The following is a 26,127-nucleotide window of genomic DNA, read 5'->3' on the forward strand; positions in this document are numbered from 1 at the left end:
GGCCGAGGCTCCCCACCGGCGCGGGCGTTTTTGTCCGGTAACTGCTGTAGGTGCGGGAGAGGATGAACGGCAGCGGGCCGGGCAGGGCAAGGTCGGTTTCACCGGGAAGGACCTTTGCACCGAGCAGGGGATTGACCGGATGGCCGGACGTCACTCCGCCGGGGCACACCGAACAGGCCACGCCGGTGGGGGCACCAATGCGCACCCCGGCTGAACCCTGAACAATGCTACCGCCATACTGCGTCATGTCGCCCTGACGCGCTGCCGGTTTTCCGCTCATCTGCTCATCCTTGTTTTATCGGGTTATTTGTCTGCTTCCAGGCAAAACCCTACAGATTTATAAGAAAGCCTTAAGTGAGATATCCATCAGATAGAAACAATTAGGAAAATATTTATATCACCATGATAAATATGTGATTTATTTGTAAGTAACAAACCATCAACATTTTCTGCCCTTTTTCCCATCACCAGGCCATACTGATATTTTTCCTCGCACAAAGGACTCGGCATGAAACTCGTCGGTAGCTACACCAGCCCGTTTGTACGCAAACTTTCTATTCTGTTGTTAGAAAAGGGCATAACTTTCGAATTTATTAATGAACTGCCCTATAACGCGGACAACGGCGTGGCGCAATTTAACCCGTTAGGAAAAGTGCCGGTGCTGGTGACCGAAGAGGGCGAATGTTGGTTTGATTCGCCGATCATCGCTGAATATATTGAATTAATGAATGTCGCTCCGGCGATGTTGCCGCGCGATCCGCTGGAGTCGTTGCGGGTGCGCAAAATTGAGGCACTGGCGGATGGCATTATGGATGCCGGGCTGGTATCGGTGCGTGAACAGGCGCGTCCAGCGGCGCAGCAGTCTGAAGATGAATTGTTACGCCAGCGGGAGAAAATCAACCGCAGTCTGGATGTGCTGGAAGGATATCTGGTCGATGGCACACTCAAAACCGATACGGTCAATCTGGCGACTATCGCCATTGCCTGTGCCGTCGGATATCTCAATTTCCGCCGCGTTGCGCCAGGTTGGTGTGTCGACCGCCCACACTTAGTCAAACTGGTCGAAAACCTGTTTAGCCGCGAAAGTTTTGCTCGCACCGAACCGCCAAAGGCTTGATGCGCGATATGTCCTCCTGACCCATCTCACGTTACAATCCGTGGTTATGTTAAACGCCCTTCTCCGTGTGAGAGGGCCTTGATCAGCCAGGTTTCCTATGACAACCGAAACGCGTTCCCTCTATAGTCAACTTCCGGCTATTGATCGCTTATTGCGCGATAGCTCCTTCCTTTCTTTGCGTGATACTTATGGTCACACCCGCGTGGTGGAATTGTTGCGTCAGATGCTCGACGAAGCGCGAGAAGTGATTCGTGGCAGCCAGACGCTGCCTGCGTGGTGTGAAAACTGGGCGCAAGAAGTCGATGCCCGGTTGACGAAAGAAGCGCAGAGCGCGCTGCGTCCGGTGATCAACCTGACGGGAACCGTGCTGCATACCAACCTTGGGCGAGCTTTACAGGCGGAAGCCGCGGTGGAAGCCGTTGCGCAGGCTATGCGTTCGCCAGTGACCCTCGAGTATGATCTGGACGACGCCGGACGCGGACATCGCGATCGGGCGCTGGCGCAGCTGCTGTGCCGTATTACGGGGGCGGAAGATGCCTGTATCGTCAATAACAATGCGGCGGCGGTGTTATTGATGTTGGCGGCCACTGCCAGCGGAAAAGAGGTGGTGGTATCTCGCGGCGAACTGGTGGAGATTGGCGGCGCGTTTCGTATTCCCGATGTTATGCGTCAGGCAGGCTGCACCCTACACGAAGTAGGGACCACCAACCGCACGCACGCGAATGATTATCGTCAGGCGGTGAATGAAAATACCGCACTGTTGATGAAAGTACATACCAGTAACTACAGCATTCAGGGGTTCACCAAAGCGATAGATGAAGCGGAACTGGTGGCGCTCGGCAAAGAGCTGGATGTTCCCGTAGTGACTGATTTAGGCAGTGGCTCGCTGGTCGATCTTAGCCAGTACGGTTTGCCGAAAGAGCCAATGCCGCAGGAGTTGATTGCGGCGGGCGTCAGTCTGGTGAGTTTCTCCGGCGACAAGTTGTTAGGCGGGCCGCAGGCAGGAATTATTGTTGGTAAAAAAGAGATGATCGCCCGCCTGCAAAGCCACCCGCTGAAGCGTGCATTACGCGCGGATAAAATGACCCTCGCGGCGCTGGAAGCCACGTTGCGTCTTTATTTACACCCTGAAGCTCTGAGTGAAAAATTACCGACCCTGCGCCTGCTTACCCGCAGCGCAGAGGTCATTCAAATCCAGGCACAACGTTTACAGGCCCCCCTTGCCGCACATTACGGCGCGGAGTTTGCGGTACAGGTTATGCCATGTCTTTCGCAGATTGGCAGTGGTTCGCTGCCGGTTGATCGCCTGCCGAGCGCGGCATTAACGTTTACACCCCATGATGGACGCGGTAGCCACCTTGAGTCATTAGCCGCCCGCTGGCGTGAATTGCCAGTGCCGGTGATTGGTCGTATTTATGACGGACGATTGTGGCTGGATTTACGCTGCCTTGAAGATGAGCAACGGTTTTTGGAGATGTTGTTGAAATGATTATTGCGACTGCCGGACACGTTGACCACGGCAAAACAACCTTATTGCAGGCGATTACTGGCGTAAATGCTGACCGTCTGCCGGAAGAAAAAAAGCGCGGCATGACCATCGATCTCGGCTATGCCTACTGGCCGCAGCCGGATGGTCGCGTGCCTGGTTTTATCGACGTTCCCGGTCATGAAAAGTTTCTTTCCAACATGCTGGCGGGCGTTGGTGGTATCGATCACGCGCTGTTGGTGGTGGCGTGCGATGACGGCGTGATGGCACAGACCCGTGAGCATCTGGCGATTTTGCAGCTGACCGGTAACCCGATGCTGACAGTGGCGCTGACCAAAGCCGATCGCGTGGACGAAGCGCGTGTTGATGAGGTTGAACGCCAGGTAAAGGAGGTTCTGCGGGAATACGGTTTTGCTGAGGCAAAACTGTTTATCACCGCAGCAACCGAAGGTCGGGGAATGGATGCCCTGCGCGAGCATCTGCTTCAGTTGCCGGAACGCGAGCACGCCAGCCAACATAGTTTCCGCCTCGCGATTGACCGCGCATTTACCGTAAAAGGTGCCGGGCTGGTCGTCACCGGTACGGCGTTAAGCGGGGAAGTGAAGGTAGGCGATTCACTCTGGCTGACTGGTGTAAATAAACCGATGCGTGTACGTGCGCTGCATGCGCAAAACCAGCCAACAGAAACCGCCAATGCCGGGCAGCGTATCGCGCTTAACATCGCGGGTGATGCGGAAAAAGAGCAGATTAACCGTGGCGACTGGCTGCTTGCCGATGTGCCGCCAGAGCCGTTCACACGGGTGATTGTCGAGCTTCAAACCCATACACCGCTGACCCAGTGGCAGCCGCTGCATATTCACCACGCCGCCAGCCACGTCACGGGACGCGTTTCACTGCTGGAAGATAACCTTGCTGAACTGGTCTTCGACACCCCGTTATGGCTGGCAGATAACGACCGCCTGGTATTGCGCGATATCTCTGCCCGCAACACGCTGGCCGGAGCGCGCGTCGTGATGCTTAACCCGCCGCGTCGCGGTAAACGTAAGCCGGAATATCTGCAATGGCTGGCGTCTCTTGCACGGGCGCAGAGCGATGCCGATGCGTTATCTGTTCATCTGGAACGCGGCGCGGTTAACCTTGCGGATTTCGCCTGGGCGCGCCAGCTCAACGGCGAAGGGATGCGCGAATTGCTGCAACAGCCTGGTTATATTCAGGCTGGTTATAGCTTGTTGAATGCGCCGGTTGCCGCCCGCTGGCAGCGGAAAATTCTCGACACATTAGCGACTTATCATGAGCAACATCGCGATGAACCTGGTCCTGGGCGCGAACGTCTGCGACGTATGGCGTTGCCAATGGAAGATGAAGCGCTGGTACTGTTGCTGATTGAAAAGATGCGCGAAAGCGGCGACATCCTCAGTCATCACGGTTGGCTGCATCTGCCAGATCACAAAGCGGGCTTCAGCGAAGAGCAGCAGGCCATCTGGCAAAAAGCAGAGCCGCTGTTTGGTGACGAGCCGTGGTGGGTGCGTGACCTGGCAAAAGAGACGGGAACCGACGAGCAGGCAATGCGCCTGACGCTGCGCCAGGCGGCGCAGCAAGGAATAATTACCGCGATCGTCAAAGATCGTTATTACCGTAACGATCGGATTGTCGAATTTGCCAATATGATCCGCGATCTCGATCAGGAGTGTGGTTCAACCTGCGCGGCGGATTTCCGCGATCGCTTAGGCGTAGGCCGAAAGCTGGCAATTCAGATTCTGGAATATTTTGACCGCATTGGCTTTACGCGTCGTCGTGGAAATGATCATTTATTGCGCGACGCATTATTATTTCCGGAAAAATAAGGAAATGATTAATTAATTTTTAAAATAAATTAATACAAATTTCTTATGATTTTAAAAAAAGCACATTGTTTAATGAATACAATGTGCTTTTTATTAGATTAATTTTGATAATCAATAATACTGATCATATTTTCGAATGAAAATCCTCAGTAAGCTGCCCGCCCTTTTTTACACTTTCAGGAGTGTGTTATGGCATCTTCAACTTTCTTTATTCCTTCTGTGAATGTCATCGGCGCTGATTCATTGACTGATGCAATGAATATGATGGCAGATTATGGATTTACCCGTACCTTAATTGTCACTGACAATATGTTAACGAAATTAGGTATGGCGGGTGATGTGCAAAAAGCACTGGAAGAACGCAATATTTTTAGCGTTATTTATGATGGCACCCAACCTAACCCAACCACGGAAAACGTCGCCGCAGGTTTGAAATTACTTAAAGAAAATAATTGCGATAGCGTGATTTCCTTAGGCGGTGGTTCTCCGCATGACTGTGCAAAAGGTATTGCGCTGGTGGCAGCCAATGGTGGTGATATCCGTGATTATGAAGGCGTTGACCGCTCTGCAAAACCGCAGCTGCCGATGATCGCCATCAATACCACTGCGGGTACAGCATCAGAAATGACTCGTTTCTGCATCATCACCGACGAAGCGCGTCACATCAAAATGGCGATTGTTGATAAGCACGTGACTCCGCTGCTTTCTGTCAATGACTCCTCGCTGATGATCGGTATGCCGAAGTCACTGACCGCCGCCACTGGTATGGACGCCTTAACGCACGCTATCGAAGCGTATGTTTCTATTGCCGCCACGCCGATCACTGACGCTTGTGCACTGAAAGCCGTGACCATGATTGCCGAAAACCTGCCGTTAGCCGTTGAAGATGGCAGTAATGCGAAAGCGCGTGAAGCAATGGCTTATGCCCAGTTCCTCGCCGGTATGGCGTTCAATAATGCTTCTCTGGGTTATGTTCATGCGATGGCGCACCAGCTGGGCGGTTTCTACAACCTGCCACACGGTGTATGTAACGCCGTTTTGCTGCCGCATGTTCAGGTATTCAACAGCAAAGTCGCCGCCGCACGTCTGCGTGACTGTGCCGCTGCAATGGGCGTGAACGTGACAGGTAAAAACGATGCGGAAGGTGCTGAAGCCTGCATTAACGCCATCCGTGAACTGGCGAAGAAAGTGGATATCCCGGCAGGCCTACGCGACCTGAACGTGAAAGAAGAAGATTTCGCGGTTCTGGCAACTAATGCCCTGAAAGATGCCTGTGGTTTTACTAACCCGATCCAGGCAACTCACGAAGAAATTGTGGCGATTTATCGCGCAGCGATGTAATCATCATTTCCACAACGGCTGGCAAATTGTCAGCCGCTTTTTCAACTATCTCTGTAACCCTTGCCCGTAAATTCGTGATAGCTGTCGTAAAGCTGTTACCGACTGGCGAAGATTTCGCCAGTCACGTCTACCCTTGTTATACCTCACACCGCAAGGAGACGATCATGACCAATAATCCCCCTTCAGCACAGATTAAGCCCGGCGAGTATGGTTTCCCCCTCAAGTTAAAAGCCCGCTATGACAACTTTATTGGCGGCGAATGGGTAGCCCCTGCCGACGGCGAGTATTACCAGAATCTGACGCCGGTGACCGGGCAGCTGCTGTGCGAAGTGGCGTCTTCGGGCAAACGAGACATCGATCTGGCGCTGGATGCTGCGCACAAAGTGAAAGATAAATGGGCGCACACCTCGGTGCAGGATCGTGCGGCGATTCTGTTTAAGATTGCCGATCGAATGGAACAAAACCTCGAGCTGTTAGCGACAGCTGAAACCTGGGATAACGGCAAACCCATTCGCGAAACCAGTGCTGCTGATGTACCGCTGGCGATTGACCATTTCCGCTATTTCGCCTCGTGTATCCGGGCACAGGAAGGCGGTATCAGTGAAGTTGATAGCGAAACCGTGGCCTATCATTTCCACGAACCGTTAGGCGTGGTGGGGCAGATTATTCCGTGGAACTTCCCGCTGCTGATGGCGAGCTGGAAAATGGCTCCCGCGCTGGCGGCGGGCAACTGTGTGGTGCTGAAACCCGCACGTCTTACCCCGCTTTCTGTACTGCTGCTAATGGAAATCGTCGGTGATTTACTGCCGCCGGGCGTGGTGAACGTGGTCAACGGCGCAGGTGGGGAAATTGGCGAATATCTGGCGACCTCGAAACGCATCGCCAAAGTGGCGTTTACCGGCTCAACGGAAGTGGGCCAACAAATTATGCAATACGCCACGCAAAACATTATTCCGGTGACGCTGGAGCTGGGCGGCAAATCGCCAAATATCTTCTTTGCTGATGTGATGGATGAAGAAGATGCCTTTTTCGATAAAGCGCTGGAAGGCTTTGCACTGTTTGCCTTTAACCAGGGCGAAGTTTGCACCTGTCCGAGTCGTGCTTTAGTGCAGGAATCTATCTACGAACGCTTTATGGAACGCGCCATCCGCCGTGTCGAAAGCATTCGTAGCGGTAACCCGCTCGACAGCGTGACGCAAATGGGCGCGCAGGTTTCTCACGGGCAACTGGAAACCATCCTCAACTACATTGATATCGGTAAAAAAGAGGGCGCTGACGTGCTCACAGGCGGGCGGCGCAAGCTGCTGGAAGGTGAACTGAAAGACGGCTACTACCTCGAACCGACGATTTTGTTTGGTCAGAACAATATGCGCGTGTTCCAGGAGGAGATTTTTGGCCCGGTGCTGGCGGTGACCACCTTTAAAACGATGGATGAGGCGCTGGAGCTGGCGAACGACACGCAATATGGCCTGGGCGCAGGTGTCTGGAGCCGCAACGGTAATCTGGCCTATAAGATGGGGCGCGGCATACAGGCTGGGCGCGTGTGGACCAACTGCTATCACGCTTACCCGGCACATGCTGCGTTTGGTGGCTACAAACAATCAGGTATCGGTCGCGAAACCCACAAGATGATGCTGGAGCATTACCAGCAAACCAAGTGCCTGCTGGTGAGCTACTCGGATAAACCGTTGGGGCTGTTCTGATATAAGAAGCTGGTCGCATTGGGTATTCATTGCCTGATGCGACGCTTACGCGTCTTATCATGCCTACGGGAACCTGACCGTAGGCCGGATAAGGCGTACACGCCGCATCCGGCATAAACAAAGCGCACGTTGTTACAATTTACGTTTTAAACCTACGTGCGCAATAACCCAGACTACGCCAACAGAAGTGCGTTTCTGGGGCGTGTTTTGTCAGGAGTTTAATCTCGCGTTTCGATGGTGAGCGGGCGAACCAGGCCGTAAATCACCATTGGTGATCCGAGGCCAATCAGCAATAAACGGTAGATAATTGAAGGTTTAATACGCTTAATCTGTACTGTGGATGTTTTACTGGAGTTATTCATTAGTTTGGCCAATAGTTCCACTATTTCAATATGATAAACCTCGTCCTGTTGAAAAACCAGACAGCACATTTCAGATAGTATATAAAAAACAATATGTCGTTATATAAATAAGGAAATTGCACTGCATCATGGCATTTCATAATATGCGTTAATTGTTCTTTTTTATATTCTTTGAGGGAAATATGTTCCTGGACTATTTTGCACTGGGAGTGCTTATTTTTGTATTTCTGGTGATATTCTATGGGATTATTATTTTACATGATATTCCCTACCTGATTGCTAAAAAACGTAATCATCCTCATGCCGACGCCATTCATGTTGCTGGTTGGGTGAGTCTTTTTACGCTGCATGTTATCTGGCCATTTTTGTGGATTTGGGCCACGCTTTACCGCCCGGAGCGGGGATGGGGAATGCAAAACCATGACTCCTCCGTTGTGCAACTACAACAGCGTATTGCCGGGCTGGAGAAACAGCTCGCCGACATCAAATCCTCTTCTGCCGAGTAATACTTATGGATTTACTGATTATTTTGACCTATGTGGCTTTTGCATGGGCAATGTTTAAGATCTTCAAAATTCCTGTAAATAAATGGACCATTCCCACAGCGGCTCTGGGTGGCATATTTATTGTCAGTGGTTTAATTCTGTTAATGAACTATAACCATCCGTATACCTTCAAAGCGCAAAAAGCGGTTATTTCTATTCCTGTTGTCCCACAGGTGACAGGCGTGGTGATCGAAGTGACGGATAAGAAAAATACGCTGATTAAAAAAGGTGAGGTGCTATTTCGACTGGACCCGACGCGTTATCAGGCGCGGGTGGATCGGCTGATGGCGGATATCGTTACCGCAGAACATAAACAGCGGGCGTTGGGCGCAGAGTTAGATGAGATGGCGGCGAATACTCAGCAGGCAAAGGCCACGCGGGATAAATTCGCTAAAGAGTATCAGCGTTACGCACGCGGCAGCCAGGCGAAAGTAAACCCGTTTTCAGAACGCGATATTGATGTGGCGCGGCAAAATTATCTGGCGCAGGAAGCCTCCGTAAAGTCATCGGCGGCGGAACAAAAACAGATCCAGAGCCAGCTGGATAGCCTGGTGTTGGGTGAACATTCTCAAATCGCCAGCCTGAAAGCGCAGCTCGCGGAAGCAAAATATAACCTTGAGCAGACGATAGTGCGTGCGCCGAGCGATGGTTATGTGACCCAGGTGCTGATTCGTCCGGGTACCTATGCCGCGTCGCTGCCGCTACGTCCGGTGATGGTGTTTATACCCGATCAGAAACGACAAATCGTGGCGCAGTTCCGTCAGAACTCCTTGCTGCGCCTGGCTCCCGGCGATGATGCGGAAGTGGTATTTAACGCTCTGCCAGGCAAAGTGTTCAGCGGTAAGCTGGCAGCCATTAGTCCAGCTGTTCCCGGCGGAGCTTATCAGTCGACCGGCACCTTACAGACGTTAAACATAGCGCCGGGTTCAGATGGCGTTATCGCGACCATTGAACTGGATGAGCACACTGATTTGAGCGCTTTACCAGACGGTATTTACGCCCAGGTGGCGGTCTACTCTGATCATTTCAGCCATGTCTCGGTGATGCGCAAAGTGCTGTTACGCATGACCAGTTGGGTGCATTACCTTTATCTCGATCATTAATCTTCGCTTTCCGCTGCTTGTTCAGGCCGCAATTGCTGCGACTGAGCAAGCTGGTGGCGAATTTCACGCAGCATTTCATCCAGCACATACTGGACCCGCCAGGGCTGGTATTCCCGTTTACGGAAGATAGCCACCAGATCCAGCCACCATTCATACGGGTGCTGAAAGCAGGGCACCAGCGTGCCGTCTTGCAGGTCGCTCTGCACACTTTTGTCTGGCGCAAACACAATCCCCAGGTGATTTCGTGCCAGCTCCAGCGCAGATTGCGTGTTGTCGCAAACGTAATTTCCCTTCACGCGATAATCCCGCACCTCTTTACTCCCGGCGACGTTGAAGCGCCAGATATTCGCGTCGTCGATCATCATCGAGTCGATCAAAATACAGGAGTGATGTTCGAGTTCGTCAGGACGGCTAATGGGATGTTTCTCAAGATAGCGCTGGCTGGCATAAGCGGTTACGGCATATTGGGTAATAAAACTGGCAACCAGCGATTCATCTTTTGGTGGAGCGTAGCTGATTAAAACATCACAATCATCAGGAAATTCGACGCCTTCATAAAAGGCATTACGCTCAAGATTGCAGGTTTTTAGCGATAAGGTGATATCACCGATATCTTTAATTTTATCGATTACATGTTTGGATAAATAGGTAATTATGCCGGTTGGGGCGTAGATGGTGACCCGACCACGTTTCTCATGCTTATAATCTGCAATAAAATTATTAAGTTGCTCGTTTCTGTCCAGCATGTCGTTGATGTACGGTAACAGCGCGGTGCCAAAAGGTGTGAGCATCAGCTGCCGGGTGGTTCGGTCAAAGACTTTTAAACCCACTTTTGATTCAAAATCAGCAAGATATTTGCTGACGTTGGCCTGTGCGATGCCAAGTACAGTCGCGGCATGGCTGATATTTTCACTGGCAGCGATTACCGAGATAATTTTTAACTCCCGGTACTTAAGTTGTAATTTTGTCATCGCAACAGCCCAATTATATATAATTTTATGTATTACTATATAAATATGAATCTTGCACCGGAGAAATTGTAAGCATTATTATGCCGACTCTTTTTTATCTTATTTTAAAATGGAATACCGGACATGTTAATTAATCGCAATATTGTGGCGTTATTTGCGTTGCCTTTTATGGCAAGCGCAACTGCTTCTGAATTATCCATTGGTGCTGGTGCGGCTTATAATGAATCGCCTTATCGCGGTTATAATGAAAATACGAAGGCAATTCCGCTGATTAGTTATGAAGGTGATACTTTTTATGTTCGTCAGACCACGTTAGGTTTTATTCTGTCGCAAAGTGAAAAAAATGAACTTAGCCTGACCGCATCCTGGATGCCGCTGGAATTTGACCCTACCGATAATGACGATTATGCCATGCAACAGCTTGATAAGCGTGATAGTACGGCTATGGCGGGGGTTGCCTGGTATCACCACGAGCGTTGGGGAACCGTGAAAGCCTCTGCAGCTGCGGACGTTCTGGATAACAGCAACGGCTGGGTGGGGGAGCTATCGGTATTCCACAAAATGCAGATAGGTCGTCTGTCGCTGACACCTGCGCTGGGCGTTCTCTATTATGACGAGAATTTCAGTGACTATTACTATGGCATTTCAGAGAGTGAGTCCCGTCGTAGCGGTCTGGCAAGTTATTCCGCGCAGGATGCCTGGGTGCCCTATGTCAGCCTGACGGCAAAATACCCGATAGGAGAGCACGTCGTATTGATGGCGAGCGCAGGATACAGCGAGCTGCCGGAAGAGATTACCGACAGCCCGATGATTGATCGTAATGAGAGTTTTACCTTTGTCACCGGGGTGAGCTGGCGTTTTTAATTCACCGGTGGATGTCGGTGCGGCTGGTGCTCCGTCGTAATGCCACAAAGGTTGTTGCTCTGGATTGCTCTGTTCATACCGGGAACCTGGCGTCTGAATCAGGATCTTATGGCTGAACAATCCCTTGCCTTCAAATGTCGTAAATGGCGCATCGGCGGGCAGCAACAGGTTATGCAGTGACTCGACGTTGTCGGCCTGCTCCATGCAATACGGTTTAATGACGTTGGCTATTTCCGGCAGATTTTTCAGAAACATACTGGTTTAACGCCAGCAGCGTGGAAGCGGCGTTACAGCAAGGAACATATCAATTCGTAGTGCCGGGGCGATGAAGCCCCGGCGTGAGGGATTACTGCCCGTAATAGGCATTGGCCCCATGCTTACGCAGGTAGTGCTTATCCAGCAGTTCGTTTTGCATCGCAGGGAGCTGCGGCGCAAGCTGGCGCGAGAATAGACCCATATAGGCGCATTCTTCGAGTACTACGGCGTTATGCACGGCATCGGCGGCGTTTTTACCCCATGCGAACGGGCCGTGAGAATGCACCAGCACCGCCGGGATTTGTGCCGGACTCCTGCCACGTTCTTCGAAGGTTTCAATGATCACTTCGCCGGTCTGATATTCATATTCGCCGTTAATCTCCTCTGCGGTCATCTGTCGCGTGCAGGGGATGGCACCGTAAAAATAATCGGCGTGGGTGGTGCCCCAGGCGGGGAGATCCAGCCCGGCCTGTGACCAGATGGTGGCGTGGCGCGAGTGGGTATGCACAATACCGCCAATTTCGGCATAGCGACGGTAGAGCGCCAGATGCGTTGGTGTATCGGAAGAGGGTTTTTTGCTGCCTTCCACCACCTTACCGCTGGCTATCTCAACCACCACCATATCGTCGGCGGTCATCACGTCGTACTCGACGCCGGAAGGTTTGATTACCATCCATTGCCGCGTTTCGTCTACCGCGCTGACATTGCCCCAGGTGAACGTCACCAGATGGTGAGCGGGAAGCGCCAGATTCGCCGCCAGCACGTCGGCTTTCAGTTGCTCTAACATATAAATCCAGCCTCCTGCATACGCGCTTCAATCCAACGCCGCGCCTGAATAATCTCCAGCACCGGCTCTTTGGCTTTTTCGGTCCACATCTCAATCAGGAAAGAACCGCGATAGTTCAGTTTATGCAGCGTTTTGAAGATGCCAACGAAATCGACGCAGCCTTCGCCAAACGGCACGTCGCGGAACTGTCCGGGACTTTGCCCGGTGACTGGCTGGGTGTCTTTCAGGTGGATCGCGGCGATACGGTCAATGCCCAGTTTCAGTTCGGCGGGAACATCATTGCCCCAGGCGCTGAGGTTGCCGACGTCCGGGTAGACGGTGAACCACGGTGAGGCGAGCATCTCGTCCCATTTTTTCCATTTGCTGATGGAGTTCATAAACGCGGTATCCATAATCTCCACCGCCAGCATTACTTGTGATGCCGCCGCCTGTTCGACTGCCCACGCCAGCCCTTCAGCAAAACGTTGCCGGGTGCCTTCGTCGTGGTCTTCGTAATAGACGTCATAACCTGCCAGCTGGATGGTGCGAATGCCGAGATCGCGCGCCAGGCGAATCGCTTTACTCATGATTTCCCGCGCCCGTTCGCGCACTGCCTCGTCACGGCTACCAAAGGGAAAGCGACGATGTGCGGACAGGCACATCGACGGGATCCCAACACCTGTTTCGATCATCGCGGCAACCAGCGAAGTCCTTTGTGCGGCGCTCCAGTCAAGACGTGAGAGCCGTTCGTCGGTTTCATCCACCGACATTTCGACAAAATCAAAACCGCAGCTTTTTGCCAGCACCAGCCGCTCCGGCCAGGAGAGATCTTTCGCCAGCGCTTTTTCATAAATCCCTAACGGATGATTACGCACGCGCACCTCCCCAGATAGCGTCGATTTGCGCATGGAAATCGCCAGCCACTTGCGCCGGATTTGCCGCGCCTGCCAGTGCCCGCCCGGCAATAAACGCTTTCACGCGGATATCTTTAAACAGCGGCAGGTCAGCAGGGGGAATCCCGCCAGTAATGGAAAGCTCAAGGCCGATATCTGAAAGCGCCTTCATGCGTGCCAGATCGGCTTCGCCCCACTGTTGCCCGCTGGCCTGTGCATCACGACCGCGATGATAAATGGCCTGCCGCACGCCAATACGATGCCAGTCGCGGGCGTCGTCCAGCGTCCAGTTACCGAACAGCTCTATCTGAATTTCACCCCCGCAGCGTTGTGCCATTGCGTGGCCTTTTTCTACCGTCGCGAGCGGCGCGGCGCAGATGATGGTCATCCAGTTAGCGCCTGCGCCAAACGCCTGTTGCGCGAGCGTTTCACCAGCGTCGGCGACCTTCCAGTCAGCAACGATGATTTTGTCCGGGCACTGTTCGCGCAAGGCTTTCACCGCGCCAAGCCCTTCGTTTAAACAGAGAATGGTGCCCGCTTCGACGATATCGACGCTGTCTTTTAACAGCGTCACGTCGCGCTGCGCGGCTTCAAGTGATGAGTGGTCGAGGGCCAGTTGCAGAAGTGGTCGGCTCATAATGTGTGCTCCTTAATGCGGGCGTGAAAGCCCTGAAGTGCGGCAATGAGATGCTGATAACGTTGATATTTTTTTTGGTAAAGCTGATGGGCGGTCATATCTGGCAGCAGGGTGCGCACCGGGTGTCGCAAGTCACGTTGGGCTTCGCTGAAGTTGTGATAAACCCCGGTGCCGACGCGGGCGGCAAGGGCCGCACCAAAGCAGCCGGTTTCTTCCACCTGCGGCAGCTCGATACGCAGACCGCTGACGTCCGCCAGCATTTGCATCCAGACATCGGAGTGCGCCGGGCCGCCAGTGACGCGTAGGGTGTGAACATCAGTAAAACGTTCGCGCATTCGGTTGAGGTGGGTCATATGGCTGAACACCACCCCTTCATAGATGGCCTGCAACAGGTGCGCGCGGGTGTGAATGGCCTGCATCCCGTAGAAACCACTGGTCATCTCGAGTCCGGCGTTGCTGCCGTACAGGAACGGCAGGAAAAAGAGATCGCCCCCAGCCTTCGGCAAGCTGGCAACGGCCTGATTGATCTCATCAAACGAGATTTCTCCCCACTGTGCGGTAAACCATTCGAGGTTGCCGGAAGAGGTAGGGCTGGCTTCGTGAACGATAAATTCACCATCGTTAACGTAGCGACCATAGACATACGGATGCGCTTCACCGTCACGTAAACCGCGGGTTATGCCGCTGGTCACCGCCCAGGTCCCCATCACCGCATTGAGGGTAAATTCGTCTTCGATCCCGGCGCAGAGTGCGGTGGAAACCACATCAAACAGGCCGCCAACAACGGGCGTACCCGCTTTCAGACCGGTCAGGGCGGCTGTCTGAGCGGTGATCTCCCCGCAGATTTCGGCAGATCCGACAACAGGCGGCAGGGCGTGATTGATTTCAGCGATCCCCAGCCAGTCGGTGAGGCACGGGTCATATTCCCCAAGACTCATGTTGTAGAGGTTGGACTCGGAAATATTGCTCTCTTCACAGCCTTTGACGCCAGTTAAACACCAGCGCAGGTAGTCGTGCGTCATCATCACGCAGCCAATTTGCGCGTAGCGTTCTGGTTCGTGCTCTTTCAGCCAGCGTAACAGCGACACCGGATGCCCGGTCCACAAGGTTTGTCGGGTCAGCGGGTAGAGTTTTTCCGGGATGCCATCTTCCTGCCAGCGACGAACGATTTCCATCGCCCGGCGGTCCGAGGACAAAATAGCATTCCCGAGCGGTTTGTCGTTTTTATCCAGCAAAAACAAGCCCTTTCCCTGTGCGGAGATGCCGATACCGACAATTTGTTCCCCGCTAACACCAGAATGAGTAAGCAGGGCGCGAATGACAGCCATGCAGCATTGCCACAGTTCTGCCATATCGCGCTCTGCCCAGCCTGGCTGCGGGCTTAATGCGCACAGCGGCAGGCGCTGCACGCCTGCCTCCCGGCCTTCGCGGTCATACAGCCCGGCTTTCAGCCAGCTACCGCCACAATCTAACCCCAGCCAGTATTGCGTCATGGTTTATTGCACCTCATCCACGGCTTTCAGCAGATCAGCTCCCTGCGGCACATCTTTAACAAACATGTCGCGAACCTGATTCCCCAGTGCGTCGCTAAAGGCTTTGCGGTCGAGATCGGTGATGACTTCCACGCCCGCTTCTTTCATGCCGTCGATGATTTTTTGCTGATCTTCAGCAACCAGTTTGCGCTGATAGTTACCCGCTTCTTGTGCAGATGAAACTAGCGCCTGCTGGAACTCCGGACTTAAGCCATCAAACTTCGCTTTGTTGATCACCACCAGAAGCGGGGAATAGGCGTGGTGCGTCAGAGAAAGGAACTTCTGCACTTCGAAAAATTTTGCTGACCAGACGACGTTGATCGGGTGTTCCTGAGCGTCGATAGTGCGGGTTTCCAGCCCGGTATAGACTTCGGCAAACGGCATCGGGATCGGGTTAGCGCCAAAGACTTTGAATGCGGCGATATTCATTGGGCTATTGTTGGTGCGGATTTTCAGCCCTTTCAGGTCGGCGGGGGTTTTAACCGGTGCGCGCGAGTTGGTGACATCGCGCCAGCCGTTTTCCCAGTAGGCCAGTACTTTCAGTCCTTTACCTTCAAGTGAGGCTTTCAGATCATCACCGACTTTGCCGTCGAGCGTTTTATGCGCGTGAGCGGTATCGCGGAACAGGAAAGGGACATCAAGCAAGTTCATCACTGGTGATAACCCGGCAAAGTTATTCGAGCCGGACATTTCCATATCGATGGTGCCGCCACGTACGCCGCTGATCATCGCCTGCGCGTTACCGAGAGTGCTGTCCGGGAACAGTTTTAATTTCAGCTCGCCTTTGGTTCTCTCCTGCAATAAATCATTGAATTTTTTCGCCGCAATATGTTGCGAGTCGGTTTGTGATGTTTCATAACCGAAACGTAAAGATTGTGCCGCCAGAGAAGATGTGCTGAATGCAGCCAGGCCAGCAATGAATAATGCGTAGGTTACAGAGCGTAATTTCATAATATTTTCCTTTTAATTAATCCGTTTCAAAGGGAGGATGATGAGATCGGGAATAAAAACAAATACGACTAATAATGAATATAAAACCAGGACGTAAGGGAAAACGCCTCTGACTGCATCATCGAATTTGAGTTTTGCCACCCCTGAAATAACGTTAAGTACATTACCGATAGGCGGTGTAATTAAGCCGATTGAGCAGTTAATGATAAACATGACACCGAAATAAATCGGATCGATTCCTGCCTCTTTAACTAAAGGCATTAATACCGGGGTAAGAATTAATACCGTCGGCGTTAAATCCATGACCATGCCGACAATCAGGATAGCCACCATAATGACGATAAACAGCAGACGCGGTGAATCGACCAACGGTTGCAGTAAATCAGAAACCATCATCGGCAGTTCAGCAATGGTAATCAGCCAGGCGGAAACTTGTGCCGAGGCCACCAGAAACATAACCACTGAGGTGGTTTTCGCCGCGCCAATGAGTACATGCCAAAGTGTGGCGAAGGTCATTTCACGGTAAATAACTGTGGCGACAAACAGCGCATAGAAAGCAGCAACGGCCCCGGCTTCGGTAGGGGTAAACAGACCGGAGCGAAACCCGCCAATAATGATGACTGGAAGAAACAGCGCCCAGATACCGGAGACAAAAGAGTGCCAGATTTCCTGCATCGTTGCTTTTTGCTGGCGGGGTAAATTAAGGCGACTGGCCTGCCACCACCAGGTAAGCATCAGCGTTGCGCCCATCATCATGCCAGGGGCAATGCCCGCCATAAACAGCTTACTGATGGATAATCCGCTGGAAACGCCGAAGATAATAAACGGAATGGAAGGGGGAATAATTGGCGCGATAATGCCGCCAGAGGCAATCAGCCCCGCCGCCCGGTTGACCGGGTAGTTGGCGCTGCGCATCATCGGCACCAGTAGAGCGGCAACGGCGGCGGTATCCGCAACGGCAGAACCAGAAAGGCTTGCCATAATCATAGCCGCCAGCACGCCGACGTAGCCCAGCCCGCCTGGTTTATGCCCCACCAGTTTCATCGGCAGGTCAACAATGCGTTTTGACAAGCCGCCCGCATTCATGATTTCACCCGCCAGCACAAAGAACGGAATCGCCAGCAGGGAGAAGCTATCGGCTCCGTTCACCAGCGTTTGTGCCATGATCTGGACATCAAACATGTCCAGCCAGAACATTAACGCCGCCCCGCACAACAACAGTGCCCAGGAAATAGGCAAACCGATAGCAATACCACCCAACAGACAGCCCAGAAAAATCAGCACAGCCATGATTAAGCTCCTTGCGGTGGCGACGTTAGAGAATTGCTACGCGTGATGAGTTGATATAAATGACGCAGTTCAAAGAATGCGATAACGAGGCTGGTGGGCAGATAAGCGGCATACATCAGGCCGATGGGTAAACCGAGGATCGGTGAATAATCGCTCCAGTCCTGAATTGTTTTTAGCGTTGCGCCCCAGGCCAGTGCGCCACAAATAAATAAGATTAAGGAATGGGTAACCAGAGCGACTCGTCGCTGCCATGCGGGGGAGAGTTTCTCCACCAGAAAGGTGACCTGAACGTGGGCGTTATCCATAAAAGCCACAATCGCGCCAATAAATGTTAACCAGACAAATAAATAACGCGACAATTCATCTACAGATAAAATACTTGTTTGAAAACCATATCTTAAAATAATGTTTATAAACACAATACAGGAAAGTACGGCGAGATTAATCGCCAGTATTGCTTCGAGTATTTTTTTCATAGCTATTCCTTGAGGCTATGTCTGTCATAATTCATGTTGCATGTGCAGCAACCTGAATTATTAATATAGTTAGAGCAATAACATTACCCAGGCGTTCTGGCGTAGACGATTATTCGATTAATTCAGCGCCGTTAATGCGACTTTAACCACAATTTTTCGTATCTCAGAGGCTGTTTGCAAAATACAACCTGGTCGGTGAACATCCTGCGGAAAGAAAATTGCGTAGCTGCCCGGTATCATTTCTATAAATGATTCATGTTCACTGTCATGATAAAAAATAATATCGCGCTGCTCTAATAGTGATTCGCTGACTTTATTATTTCCCGTATCAATAGCAATGCCGATTTTCTCTTCACCCCACGCCAGAAACTGAATATCGATATACCGACGATGCACTTCCGGACGGTTTTCCACCGCTTCGCGTGTGGTTAAATCGATAATTTGCGCATAAATATTTTTGCCGTCGATTTCGACAACGCCCGGCTCCAGGGCGTTGAAATCGGTAGCGCGCAGAAAATCGAGCGCCTTTTCAATGGCGGCGGGCAAACGGCACGGATTGGGCTGCGCGATATGTCCAAAAATTATGACTTATCTCCTTATAACGCCTGGATTTTGGCCCACACGCTGTCATCAACGGTAATACCGTTACGGCGGTTTTCGGCCAGCAGGGTAGTAAATTCATGGCCGGGTAAGCGAATGGCCTGATTTTCGTCAGCACGCTCGGCACTAGTAACGTAATCCATGATGCGTTGCAGCTTGGCATCGCGGGTGGGACCGTCGATAAGCTTGTCCACTTCAATGGCAATAAAAATTTGTGAAATGCCGTATTCGTCGCTGTTGTCCTGGGTGACTTCGGCAACGGATGCGCCGTCGGAAAGGAGAGTAGCGATCATATCCAGCACAATCGACATGCCAGAACCTTTCCAGTAGCCCATCGGCAAAATGCGGCGATTCTTCTCGATAACGCCAGGTTCTTTGGTCAAATTGCCCTCATCATCAAAGCCACCATCGACCGGGAGCTGACGACCTGCCAGACGGTTAACTTCTAACATGCCGTAAGAGAACATCGACATCGACATATCGACCATGGTGATCGGCGTGGAAGGAATGGCGACGATCAGCGGGTTAGTGCCGATGCGACACTCTTTTGCGCCCCACGGCGGCATTACGGCGATGGAGTTGGTCCAGCAAATGCCAATATAGCCTTTTTCCGCCGCCTGCCAGCCGTAGCTGCCGCCGCGCATCCAGTGGTTGGCATTACGTAGTGCCACCAGACCAATACCGTGATCGGCAGCCAGTTCAATGGCGCGATCCATCATCTTTTTCGCTGTCAGGTTACCGATCGAACGCTGGGCGTCCCACTGTTCAATTGCGCCGAGGCTGGTTATACGTTTGGGTTGGGCATCAGGAATGATATCGCCGTTTTCCAGTTGTTGAATGAAACGAGGGAAACGATTAACGCCGTGAGAATAAACGCCGGATTCGGTGGTGCGGGCGAACATCTCTGCACAGGCGTCAGCCGTTTCGCTGTCAACGCCGCGTGAAATTAAGACCCGATTAAAGGCTGCTTTTAACTGCTCAAATGTCACTTTCATCCCAGGCTTCCTTGTTTTTTTGATCGCTTTTTTGGCTTAAAATTTCAATATGCGAAACTTAATTTCAAATATATCGATCGCTTTTTAACAAAGCAATCTGATTGATGAATTTCAAAAGACATAAAAATCAATTGGTTATAAATTATCTGTCGAGATCGTGAACTACGGCACACTTTGCGCTACCATCAGGACGCGACAAAATGGGGAAAGAAGTGATGGGAAAAAAAGAGAACGAGATGGCGCAGGAAAAAGAGCGTCCAGCCGGAAGCCAGAGTCTGTTTCGCGGGTTGATGCTGATTGAGATTTTGAGCAACTATCCAAACGGTTGTCCGTTGGCGCATCTTTCGGAGCTGGCTGGTTTAAATAAGAGTACCGTCCATCGCTTATTGCAGGGATTACAGTCCTGCGGCTATGTGACCACCGCGCCTGCCGCAGGGAGTTATCGCCTGACCACCAAATTTATTGCCGTCGGGCAGAAGGCGCTGTCTTCGCTGAATATCATTCATATCGCCGCTCCGCATCTTGAGGCACTGAACATCGCCACTGGTGAAACCATTAACTTCTCCAGCCGCGAAGACGATCACGCTATTTTGATTTATAAGCTGGAACCCACAACCGGGATGCTGCGAACCCGTGCCTATATTGGCCAGCATATGCCGCTCTACTGTTCCGCAATGGGCAAGATCTACATGGCGTTTGGTCACCCGGACTACGTGAAGTCATACTGGGAAAGCCATCAGCATGAGATCCAGCCGTTAACCCGCAATACCATTACCGAGCTGCCCGCGATGTTCGACGAACTGGCGCACATTCGTGAAAGCGGAGCGGCGATGGACAGAGAAGAAAACGAACTCGGCGTCTCCTGTATTGCTGTTCCGGTGTTTGATATTCATGGGCGGGTGCCGTACGCCGTGTCGATTTCGCTTTCGACATCACGTCTGAAACAGGTGGGAGAGAAAAATCTCCTGAAACCACTGCGTGAAACCGCGCAGGCTATTTCTAATGAACTGGGATTTACTGTCAGGGATGACCTGGGCGCGATCACATAACGCTTTGGACAAGTGCCAAAACTTTAACATTTCCTTCGTTGGATCAAAGCAGTAGGGACGCGCTCTCTGGCACTCTGCTGTTTTAGTGCAAAGGAGTGATCATGAACCGGTTTATTATTGCGGATGCGACGAAATGTATCGGTTGCCGTACCTGTGAAGTGGCTTGCGCAGTGTCGCATCAGGAGAATCAGGATTGCGCTGCGTTGTCACCAGACGAGTTTATTTCCCGTATTCGTGTCATTAAAGACCACAGCTGGACCACGGCAGTAGCCTGTCATCAGTGTGAAGATGCACCGTGCGCGAATGTCTGCCCTGTTGACGCGATAAGCCGCGAACAAGGGCATATTTTCGTTGAACAAACACGTTGCATTGGCTGTAAAAGCTGTATGCTGGCTTGCCCGTTTGGTGCGATGGAGGTCGTTTCTTCGCGCAAAAAGGCGAGGGCGATTAAGTGCGATCTGTGCTGGCATCGGGAGACGGGACCGGCCTGTGTTGAAGCCTGCCCGACAAAGGCGTTGCAGTGCATGGATGTCGAGAAAGTGCAGCGGCATCGGCTACGGCAGCAGCCTGTTTGAAACGTTTTCCGGCGTTTCTCAACGCCGGAATAGCGTGCTTTGTTTATGCCAGATGCGGCGTAAACGCCCTATCCGGCCTACAAATTCTTCCAAATTCAATATATTGCAGAAATCATGTAGGCCTGATAAGCGTAGCGCATCAGGCAATTTTTAGTGACTTTCAGCCCAGGCTCTTTCTATCTCTTCCGCCAGAATCTTCACCCCCGCCTCAATTTTCTCCGGCTCTGGTACGTAGTTCATGCGCATACATTGATGCGTATGCGGCCACGGTTTATCCAGCCCTGGGAAGAAGTTGTGCCCCGGCACCATCAGCACGCCGCGTGCTTTCAGGCGCTGATAGAGCTGCTCGGTCGTAATGGGCAAATCCTTAAACCATAGCCAGAGGAAAATGGCTCCTTCCGGTTTATGAATCAGGCAGCGATTTTCCGGTAAATAGCGGCGAATGATGGCGATAGTTTCCTGAACACGCTGGTAGTAAAACGGTTTGATGACTGTTTCAGACAGGCGCAGCAGATCGTTACGCTTAATCATTTCACACATCATCGCCGGACCAATACCGCCAGGTGCCAGGCTGATAATGCCGTTCATATTGGTGATGGCGGTGATGATTTTTTCATTGGCGATGATAATGCCGCAGCGGGAGCCAGGTAGACCCAGCTTGGAAAGACTCATGCACAGCACGATATTCGGATTCCATAGCGGGCGCGCTTCACTGAAGATGATACCCGGGAACGGGACGCCATAAGCGTTATCAATCACCAGCGGAATGCCGTGTTGATTCGCCAGCGCGTCAAGCTTCAGCAACTCTTCGTCAGTAATCACATTGCCTGTTGGATTCGTCGGCCGGGAGACGCAAATCATCCCGGTTTCTTCGCCAATATGCAGATGCTCAAAATCGACGTGGTATTTAAACTGGCCTTCCGGCAGCAGTTCAATATTCGGACGCGCAGAGACAAACAGATCTTCTTCCAGTCCGGCGTCAGCATAGCCAATGTATTCCGGTGCAAGCGGGAACAGCACTTTTTTGACCCGACCATCGGCACGGCGTCCGGCAAACAGGTTAAATAAGTAGAAAAACGCGCTCTGGCTGCCGTTTGTTAGTGCAATATTCTGTGGTTCGATATCCCAACCCAACTTCTCGCGCAGCATTCCGGCAAGCAGTGTGAGTAGCTCCGTTTTCCCCTGTGGACCGTCGTAGTTACACAGTGCATCAGTCGCTTTGCCACTTTCCAGCATGTCGGTCAGTAGCGTCTGGAAGTAGTCCTGCATTTCCGGGATCTGCGCCGGATTACCGCCGCCGAGCATAATCGCGCCAGGCGTGCGTAAACCGTCGTTCAGATCTTCCATCAACAGCGTAATGCCGGAGTGGCGGGTAAATTTGTCACCAAAAAGGGAGAATGTCATAGCGGGATATCTGTCGAACTCTGTAGCAAGGAAGGTAACAATAACGCTACATTTGCTGGGGTGCAAATCGGTCTGTTGAAGAGTGAGCGGTGCTTTATCCTGCAACGCTGATTAGGGCTGACATTTTATCCTGGTTGGCGGCTTCCCGAGGTACTGACGAACGGGAAGCCGGAAAAGTTACTGTTGCCCTGCCCAGACGACCAGCACTTTATCGTCGCCATGCTCACGAACAAAGCCGTAGCCCTGCTTCAGCAAAAGTGTCGTTTGTTTGCCCGCGCCAATTGCGGGATGGCGGGCGCGGAACTGGCTGATTTTCTGCCAGTGCGCGACGCTGGCGGCAGATTTACCGCTAACATCCTGCCAGTTCATATCCGAACGTGTACCTTGCAGCGGATCAGAACCTGTAGGACCGAACGGACGCGAGGATTCATCACCATAAAAGATTTGTACCGCGCCTGGCGCTAATAGTAATAACTCTGCTGCTTTGTCGCCCCCTTCACGGAACAGGCGGGTATCATGCGACGAGAGGTAGCTCAACACGTTGAAACCCTGCAATTTCTCCGCCATTTGCTGCCAGGTCGTATCCATCTGCGCCAGACAGTCGACTGCTTTCGCCGCCTGCTCCTGATAATCGAAATTGATCATCGCATCGAAGCCGTGGCGATAGTAGTCACTTTGCATCACGCCGTGGCCCCAGGCTTCACCGGTCATCCAGAAAGGTTTGTCATCTAATGCTTTGTCGGGGTTAGCTTTTTTCCATTCGCGAAGCGCGGCGCTGGCTTCGGTTTTCAGTTGCTGCCAGGCGGGCAACTCAACATGTTTGGCGGTATCGACCCGAAAACCATCAATCCCATAGTCGCGGACCCACTGACTTAACCAGTGGGTTAAGTAATCGCGCGGCGTATAGCCGTCAATGGCTTTGGCGTGGGTATCCATTTTGTTTTTATAGAACACCGGCAGACCAGAAGCGGTAGTTGATTCGGTTTTGATATCCGGCAAAAAGGCTAGCGACATAGTGAGATCGTCGAATCCAGGATTGTCGTAATCGCCGATATCCGTTCTGATCCAGTTTTTTCCCCACCATTTATCCCAGCCTGTTTTGTCGCTGAAATTAATGTAATCGTTAAAGCTATGCCAGGTTTGCCCGGCGGCAGGTTTCCAGTCGCTCCAGCGTTCACCCAGCGATTTTTTCACTTCGTCACCAGAAAGATATAACGCGCCAAACTGATACTCCTGCATATCCGCCAGCGTGGCATAGCCGGTGTGGTTCATCACGACATCAAAGAGAATACGAATACCGCGCTGATGTGCGCTATCAACCAGCGTCCGTAGATCGGCTTCGTTGCCCATATTGGCATCAAGATTCGTCCAGTCCTGTGTGTAATAACCGTGGTAGGCATAATGCGGGAAATCGCCTTTTGTACCGCCGCCGACCCAGCCGTGAATTTGCTCAAATGGTGCGCTTATCCATAAAGCATTAACGCCCAACTGCTGGAGGTAATCCAGTTTGTTGGTCAGGCCGCGTAAATCGCCGCCGTGAAAAGTGCCAATTTCCGCCATACCGTCTTTATGACGTCCGTAACTCTGGTCATTACTGGGATCGCCGTTTTCGAAACGATCTGTCAGCACAAAGTAAACCGTGGCGTTATGCCAGTCGAAAGGGGCGGATGTGTCAGTTTCTGCCCGTTCCAGCAGGAGTAAACCGTTGCTGGTGGCAGCGGGTTGTAACATTATTTGACCGTTCTTCACTATCGCAATTTGCTGGCTGTAATAATCCCGTACGGCGGCTCCTTCCGGGAAAGTGGCGCTGACATCCACTGTGAGCGGTAATCCATCCCATTTCGGGCATTCACGGACCAGGCTTGCTACCGGTTCGGCGGCGTTCTGGATGGAAATCATCAATGTTGGCGTACCGGAGCGGGTGTCTATTTGCAGCGTATATTCGCCGTCCCTGAACAATCGCCATTGAGGCGGCGTGTTGCTACAAGGTTGCAGGGAAAGCATCTGATTGAGTTTTATCGCATCCGCAGGCTGCCAGCACTGTTGGTCAAAATTTAGCGTTAGTGGACGCGTACCTTTGGGCAACTGCGCGTGGCTGACAAATGTTCCTGTCCCCTGTTCGCTAAAGGCGGGAAACCCCGGAGAAGTCCAGCTGGCGGCAACGGCGAAGCCAGGAAGGAGTGTCAGAAAACAGGCGGCGAGTTTCATGGCGGATGAGTCCTTATTGCTGCGATTTCAGACAGTTTGCCAGCGATAAGCCAAACAAAACTCATCCCTGAGCGGTAAGTCCACAGGATGAGAAGCAAGGGTGAGCGATCTCGCGCAAAAAACGGCTGAATTTTGCGATAACCCCCACATTTTCTGCGATTTAGCGCCAATCTGAATCGTTAACACGTGACATAGTTTCAGATTTGGACTATTCCTTGGGGTGCTCTTGACAGCTATTTTTGATATGATTTGAGATTCAACTCTCAAATTTGTGAAAAATATAAGGTGTTGGAATGATTAAATCCGACCAGGAGACCTGATGATTTTGACTCCCATACGACGATATGGGGCGATGATTCTTATGTTACTCACTCTGGTGTTTTCGAGTGAGGTGTTAGCGAAGACGCACACAACAACAGCGAGTCAAAAGTCCCACTTAACTAAAGCTAGTAATAAACAGGTAAGCAGTAAACAAGAGTATTCTCGCAATAGTGCAAAGAGTAGTTCACTTCCTGATTTGCGAAAATACCCTTCCGGAACACCAAGGAAAAAGGCGTTTCTCCGGACCGTAATGCCTTACATTACCAGCCAAAATGCGGCCATTACTGCGGAACGTAACTGGCTCATTTCAAAACAGTATCAGGGCCAATGGTCACCTGCTGAGCGTGCGCGTCTGAAAGACATCGCCAAACGCTACAAGGTGAAGTGGTCCGGTAATACGCGAAAAATCCCGTGGAATACCTTGCTTGAACGCGTAGACATTATCCCCACCAGTATGGTGGCGACGATGGCTGCAGCAGAAAGCGGTTGGGGAACGTCGAAGCTGGCGCGCAACAACAACAACCTGTTCGGCATGAAATGCATGAAAGGACGTTGTACCAATGCGCCAGGTAAAGTGAAAGGGTACTCACAGTTTAGTTCTGTCAAAGAATCGGTGAGCGCCTATGTCACTAACCTGAATACGCACCCGGCTTACTCTTCGTTCCGTAAATCGCGTGCGCAGCTGCGTAAAGCGGATCAGGAAGTGACTGCCACAGCGATGATTCACAAGCTGAAGGGCTACTCGACCAAAGGGAAGAGTTATAACAACTACCTGTTCGCAATGTACCAGGATAACCAACGGTTAATCGCGGCGCATATGTAATTGCATTTCCTTGAGC

At 51.8% G+C, this 26,127-nt stretch carries 25 protein-coding genes and 2 pseudogenes; 12 read left to right on the forward strand and 15 right to left on the reverse strand.

Annotated elements, in window-relative coordinates:
* The coding region (locus tag RTW80_RS14235; protein WP_194245000.1) for a DUF6531 domain-containing protein at positions 1–280 on the reverse strand (280 nt) is incomplete at its 3' end.
* A 228-nt stretch (positions 281–508) separates the two neighbouring features.
* Between RTW80_RS14235 and RTW80_RS14240 the strand changes: the two genes are divergently transcribed.
* The 5 genes from RTW80_RS14240 to aldB all read left to right on the forward strand — a co-directional run bounded on the left by RTW80_RS14240 (position 509) and on the right by aldB (position 7,491).
* Complete coding sequence (locus tag RTW80_RS14240) at positions 509–1,117, forward strand: glutathione S-transferase (RefSeq protein WP_000779792.1); 609 nt, start codon at positions 509–511, stop codon at positions 1,115–1,117.
* A gap of 97 nt (positions 1,118–1,214) precedes the next feature.
* Positions 1,215–2,606, forward strand: coding sequence for an L-seryl-tRNA(Sec) selenium transferase (gene selA, locus RTW80_RS14245; RefSeq protein WP_000206275.1), 1,392 nt, complete (start codon positions 1,215–1,217; stop codon positions 2,604–2,606).
* Entirely contained in the window at positions 2,603–4,447 is a 1,845-nt protein-coding gene (gene selB, locus RTW80_RS14250; protein ID WP_000582470.1) for a selenocysteine-specific translation elongation factor, read from the forward strand. The genes selA and selB overlap by 4 nt, the downstream gene beginning before the upstream one ends.
* A 189-nt stretch (positions 4,448–4,636) precedes the next feature.
* Entirely contained in the window at positions 4,637–5,788 is a 1,152-nt protein-coding gene (yiaY, locus tag RTW80_RS14255; protein ID WP_000168700.1) for an L-threonine dehydrogenase, read from the forward strand.
* Positions 5,789–5,952: 164 nt separating this feature from the next.
* Positions 5,953–7,491, forward strand: a complete 1,539-nt coding sequence (gene aldB, locus RTW80_RS14260; protein WP_000183976.1) for an aldehyde dehydrogenase AldB — start codon at positions 5,953–5,955, stop codon at positions 7,489–7,491.
* A 218-nt stretch (positions 7,492–7,709) separates the two neighbouring features.
* On the opposite strand, the gene RTW80_RS14265 is transcribed toward aldB, so the two are convergent.
* Positions 7,710–7,865: a hypothetical protein gene (locus tag RTW80_RS14265; protein ID WP_001296793.1), complete on the reverse strand. Its 156-nt coding sequence runs from the start codon at positions 7,863–7,865 to the stop codon at positions 7,710–7,712.
* 170 nt (positions 7,866–8,035) lie between these two features.
* On the opposite strand from RTW80_RS14265, the gene RTW80_RS14270 reads away from it, so the two are divergent.
* Positions 8,036–8,359 carry a DUF3302 domain-containing protein gene (locus RTW80_RS14270; RefSeq protein ID WP_000478193.1) on the forward strand — a complete coding sequence of 108 codons (324 nt, stop codon included), beginning with the start codon at positions 8,036–8,038 and terminating at the stop codon, positions 8,357–8,359.
* Between the two features lie 5 nt (positions 8,360–8,364).
* Positions 8,365–9,501, forward strand: coding sequence for an HlyD family secretion protein (locus RTW80_RS14275; protein WP_000364882.1), 1,137 nt, complete (start codon positions 8,365–8,367; stop codon positions 9,499–9,501).
* Here the strand turns inward: RTW80_RS14275 and RTW80_RS14280 are convergent.
* Positions 9,498–10,472, reverse strand: a complete 975-nt coding sequence (locus tag RTW80_RS14280; protein WP_000164033.1) for a LysR family transcriptional regulator — start codon at positions 10,470–10,472, stop codon at positions 9,498–9,500. The two genes, RTW80_RS14275 and RTW80_RS14280, sit on opposite strands and share 4 nt — an antisense overlap.
* A 123-nt stretch (positions 10,473–10,595) precedes the next feature.
* On the opposite strand from RTW80_RS14280, the gene RTW80_RS14285 reads away from it, so the two are divergent.
* On the forward strand, positions 10,596–11,336 hold the full coding sequence (locus RTW80_RS14285; protein ID WP_000906819.1) for a MipA/OmpV family protein: 741 nt from the start codon (positions 10,596–10,598) through the stop codon (positions 11,334–11,336).
* Between the two features lie 21 nt (positions 11,337–11,357).
* On the opposite strand, the pseudogene RTW80_RS14290 reads toward RTW80_RS14285, so the two are convergent.
* Positions 11,358–11,546, reverse strand: a pseudogene (locus tag RTW80_RS14290) (hypothetical protein); the annotation flags it as partial.
* Positions 11,547–11,549: 3 nt separating this feature from the next.
* On the opposite strand from RTW80_RS14290, the pseudogene RTW80_RS14295 reads away from it, so the two are divergent.
* A pseudogene (locus RTW80_RS14295) lies at positions 11,550–11,651 on the forward strand (AraC family transcriptional regulator); the annotation flags it as partial.
* 31 nt (positions 11,652–11,682) lie between these two features.
* On the opposite strand, the gene araD reads toward RTW80_RS14295, so the two are convergent.
* From araD to yiaK, 9 genes are all read right to left on the reverse strand, one after another.
* A complete protein-coding gene (gene araD, locus RTW80_RS14300; RefSeq protein WP_000893142.1) occupies positions 11,683–12,378 on the reverse strand; it encodes an L-ribulose-5-phosphate 4-epimerase in 696 nt (231 codons plus the stop codon).
* Positions 12,372–13,232 (reverse strand): L-ribulose-5-phosphate 3-epimerase, encoded by an 861-nt coding sequence (locus RTW80_RS14305; RefSeq protein WP_001295230.1) that lies wholly within the window; start codon positions 13,230–13,232, stop codon positions 12,372–12,374. Before RTW80_RS14305 ends, araD begins: the two co-directional genes overlap by 7 nt.
* Complete coding sequence (gene ulaD / locus RTW80_RS14310) at positions 13,225–13,887, reverse strand: 3-keto-L-gulonate-6-phosphate decarboxylase UlaD (protein ID WP_001521852.1); 663 nt, start codon at positions 13,885–13,887, stop codon at positions 13,225–13,227. The genes RTW80_RS14305 and ulaD overlap by 8 nt, the downstream gene beginning before the upstream one ends.
* Positions 13,884–15,380 carry an L-xylulokinase gene (lyxK, locus tag RTW80_RS14315; RefSeq protein WP_000196054.1) on the reverse strand — a complete coding sequence of 499 codons (1,497 nt, stop codon included), beginning with the start codon at positions 15,378–15,380 and terminating at the stop codon, positions 13,884–13,886. Before lyxK ends, ulaD begins: the two co-directional genes overlap by 4 nt.
* Positions 15,381–15,383: 3 nt before the next feature.
* Positions 15,384–16,370 (reverse strand): 2,3-diketo-L-gulonate TRAP transporter substrate-binding protein YiaO, encoded by a 987-nt coding sequence (yiaO, locus tag RTW80_RS14320; protein WP_000776887.1) that lies wholly within the window; start codon positions 16,368–16,370, stop codon positions 15,384–15,386.
* Positions 16,371–16,382: 12 nt separating this feature from the next.
* The gene (gene yiaN / locus RTW80_RS14325; protein ID WP_033548878.1) at positions 16,383–17,660 is read right to left on the reverse strand and encodes a 2,3-diketo-L-gulonate TRAP transporter large permease YiaN; all 1,278 of its coding nucleotides are present in this window, start codon (positions 17,658–17,660) and stop codon (positions 16,383–16,385) included.
* A 2-nt stretch (positions 17,661–17,662) separates the two neighbouring features.
* The gene (gene yiaM / locus RTW80_RS14330; RefSeq protein ID WP_000721666.1) at positions 17,663–18,136 is read right to left on the reverse strand and encodes a 2,3-diketo-L-gulonate TRAP transporter small permease YiaM; all 474 of its coding nucleotides are present in this window, start codon (positions 18,134–18,136) and stop codon (positions 17,663–17,665) included.
* A gap of 117 nt (positions 18,137–18,253) precedes the next feature.
* Positions 18,254–18,721, reverse strand: a complete 468-nt coding sequence (locus tag RTW80_RS14335; RefSeq protein ID WP_000576071.1) for a YhcH/YjgK/YiaL family protein — start codon at positions 18,719–18,721, stop codon at positions 18,254–18,256.
* Between the two features lie 11 nt (positions 18,722–18,732).
* Entirely contained in the window at positions 18,733–19,731 is a 999-nt protein-coding gene (gene yiaK / locus RTW80_RS14340; protein ID WP_000869037.1) for a 3-dehydro-L-gulonate 2-dehydrogenase, read from the reverse strand.
* 200 nt (positions 19,732–19,931) lie between these two features.
* Here yiaK and yiaJ point away from each other — a divergent pair, with 200 nt between their 5' ends.
* Together yiaJ and RTW80_RS14350 are read left to right on the forward strand one after the other, a co-directional pair.
* Complete coding sequence (gene yiaJ / locus RTW80_RS14345; RefSeq protein WP_000514240.1) at positions 19,932–20,780, forward strand: IclR family transcriptional regulator YiaJ; 849 nt, start codon at positions 19,932–19,934, stop codon at positions 20,778–20,780.
* 101 nt (positions 20,781–20,881) lie between these two features.
* Positions 20,882–21,355, forward strand: a complete 474-nt coding sequence (locus RTW80_RS14350) for a 4Fe-4S binding protein (protein WP_001295229.1) — start codon at positions 20,882–20,884, stop codon at positions 21,353–21,355.
* 150 nt (positions 21,356–21,505) lie between these two features.
* Here the strand turns inward: RTW80_RS14350 and avtA are convergent, their stop codons facing one another.
* Positions 21,506–22,759, reverse strand: coding sequence for a valine--pyruvate transaminase (gene avtA / locus RTW80_RS14355; RefSeq protein ID WP_000144361.1), 1,254 nt, complete (start codon positions 22,757–22,759; stop codon positions 21,506–21,508).
* 177 nt (positions 22,760–22,936) lie between these two features.
* Positions 22,937–24,967, reverse strand: coding sequence for an alpha-amylase (gene malS, locus RTW80_RS14360; RefSeq protein WP_000761225.1), 2,031 nt, complete (start codon positions 24,965–24,967; stop codon positions 22,937–22,939).
* Between the two features lie 319 nt (positions 24,968–25,286).
* Between malS and RTW80_RS14365 the strand changes: the two genes are divergently transcribed.
* Positions 25,287–26,111 carry a protein bax gene (locus tag RTW80_RS14365; RefSeq protein WP_001297957.1) on the forward strand — a complete coding sequence of 275 codons (825 nt, stop codon included), beginning with the start codon at positions 25,287–25,289 and terminating at the stop codon, positions 26,109–26,111.
* Positions 26,112–26,127 lie beyond the last annotated feature (16 nt).

This window comes from Escherichia sp. AM3 (assembly GCF_032029835.1).
In the GTDB taxonomy this organism is placed as follows: Bacteria; Pseudomonadota; Gammaproteobacteria; order Enterobacterales; family Enterobacteriaceae; genus Escherichia; species Escherichia coli.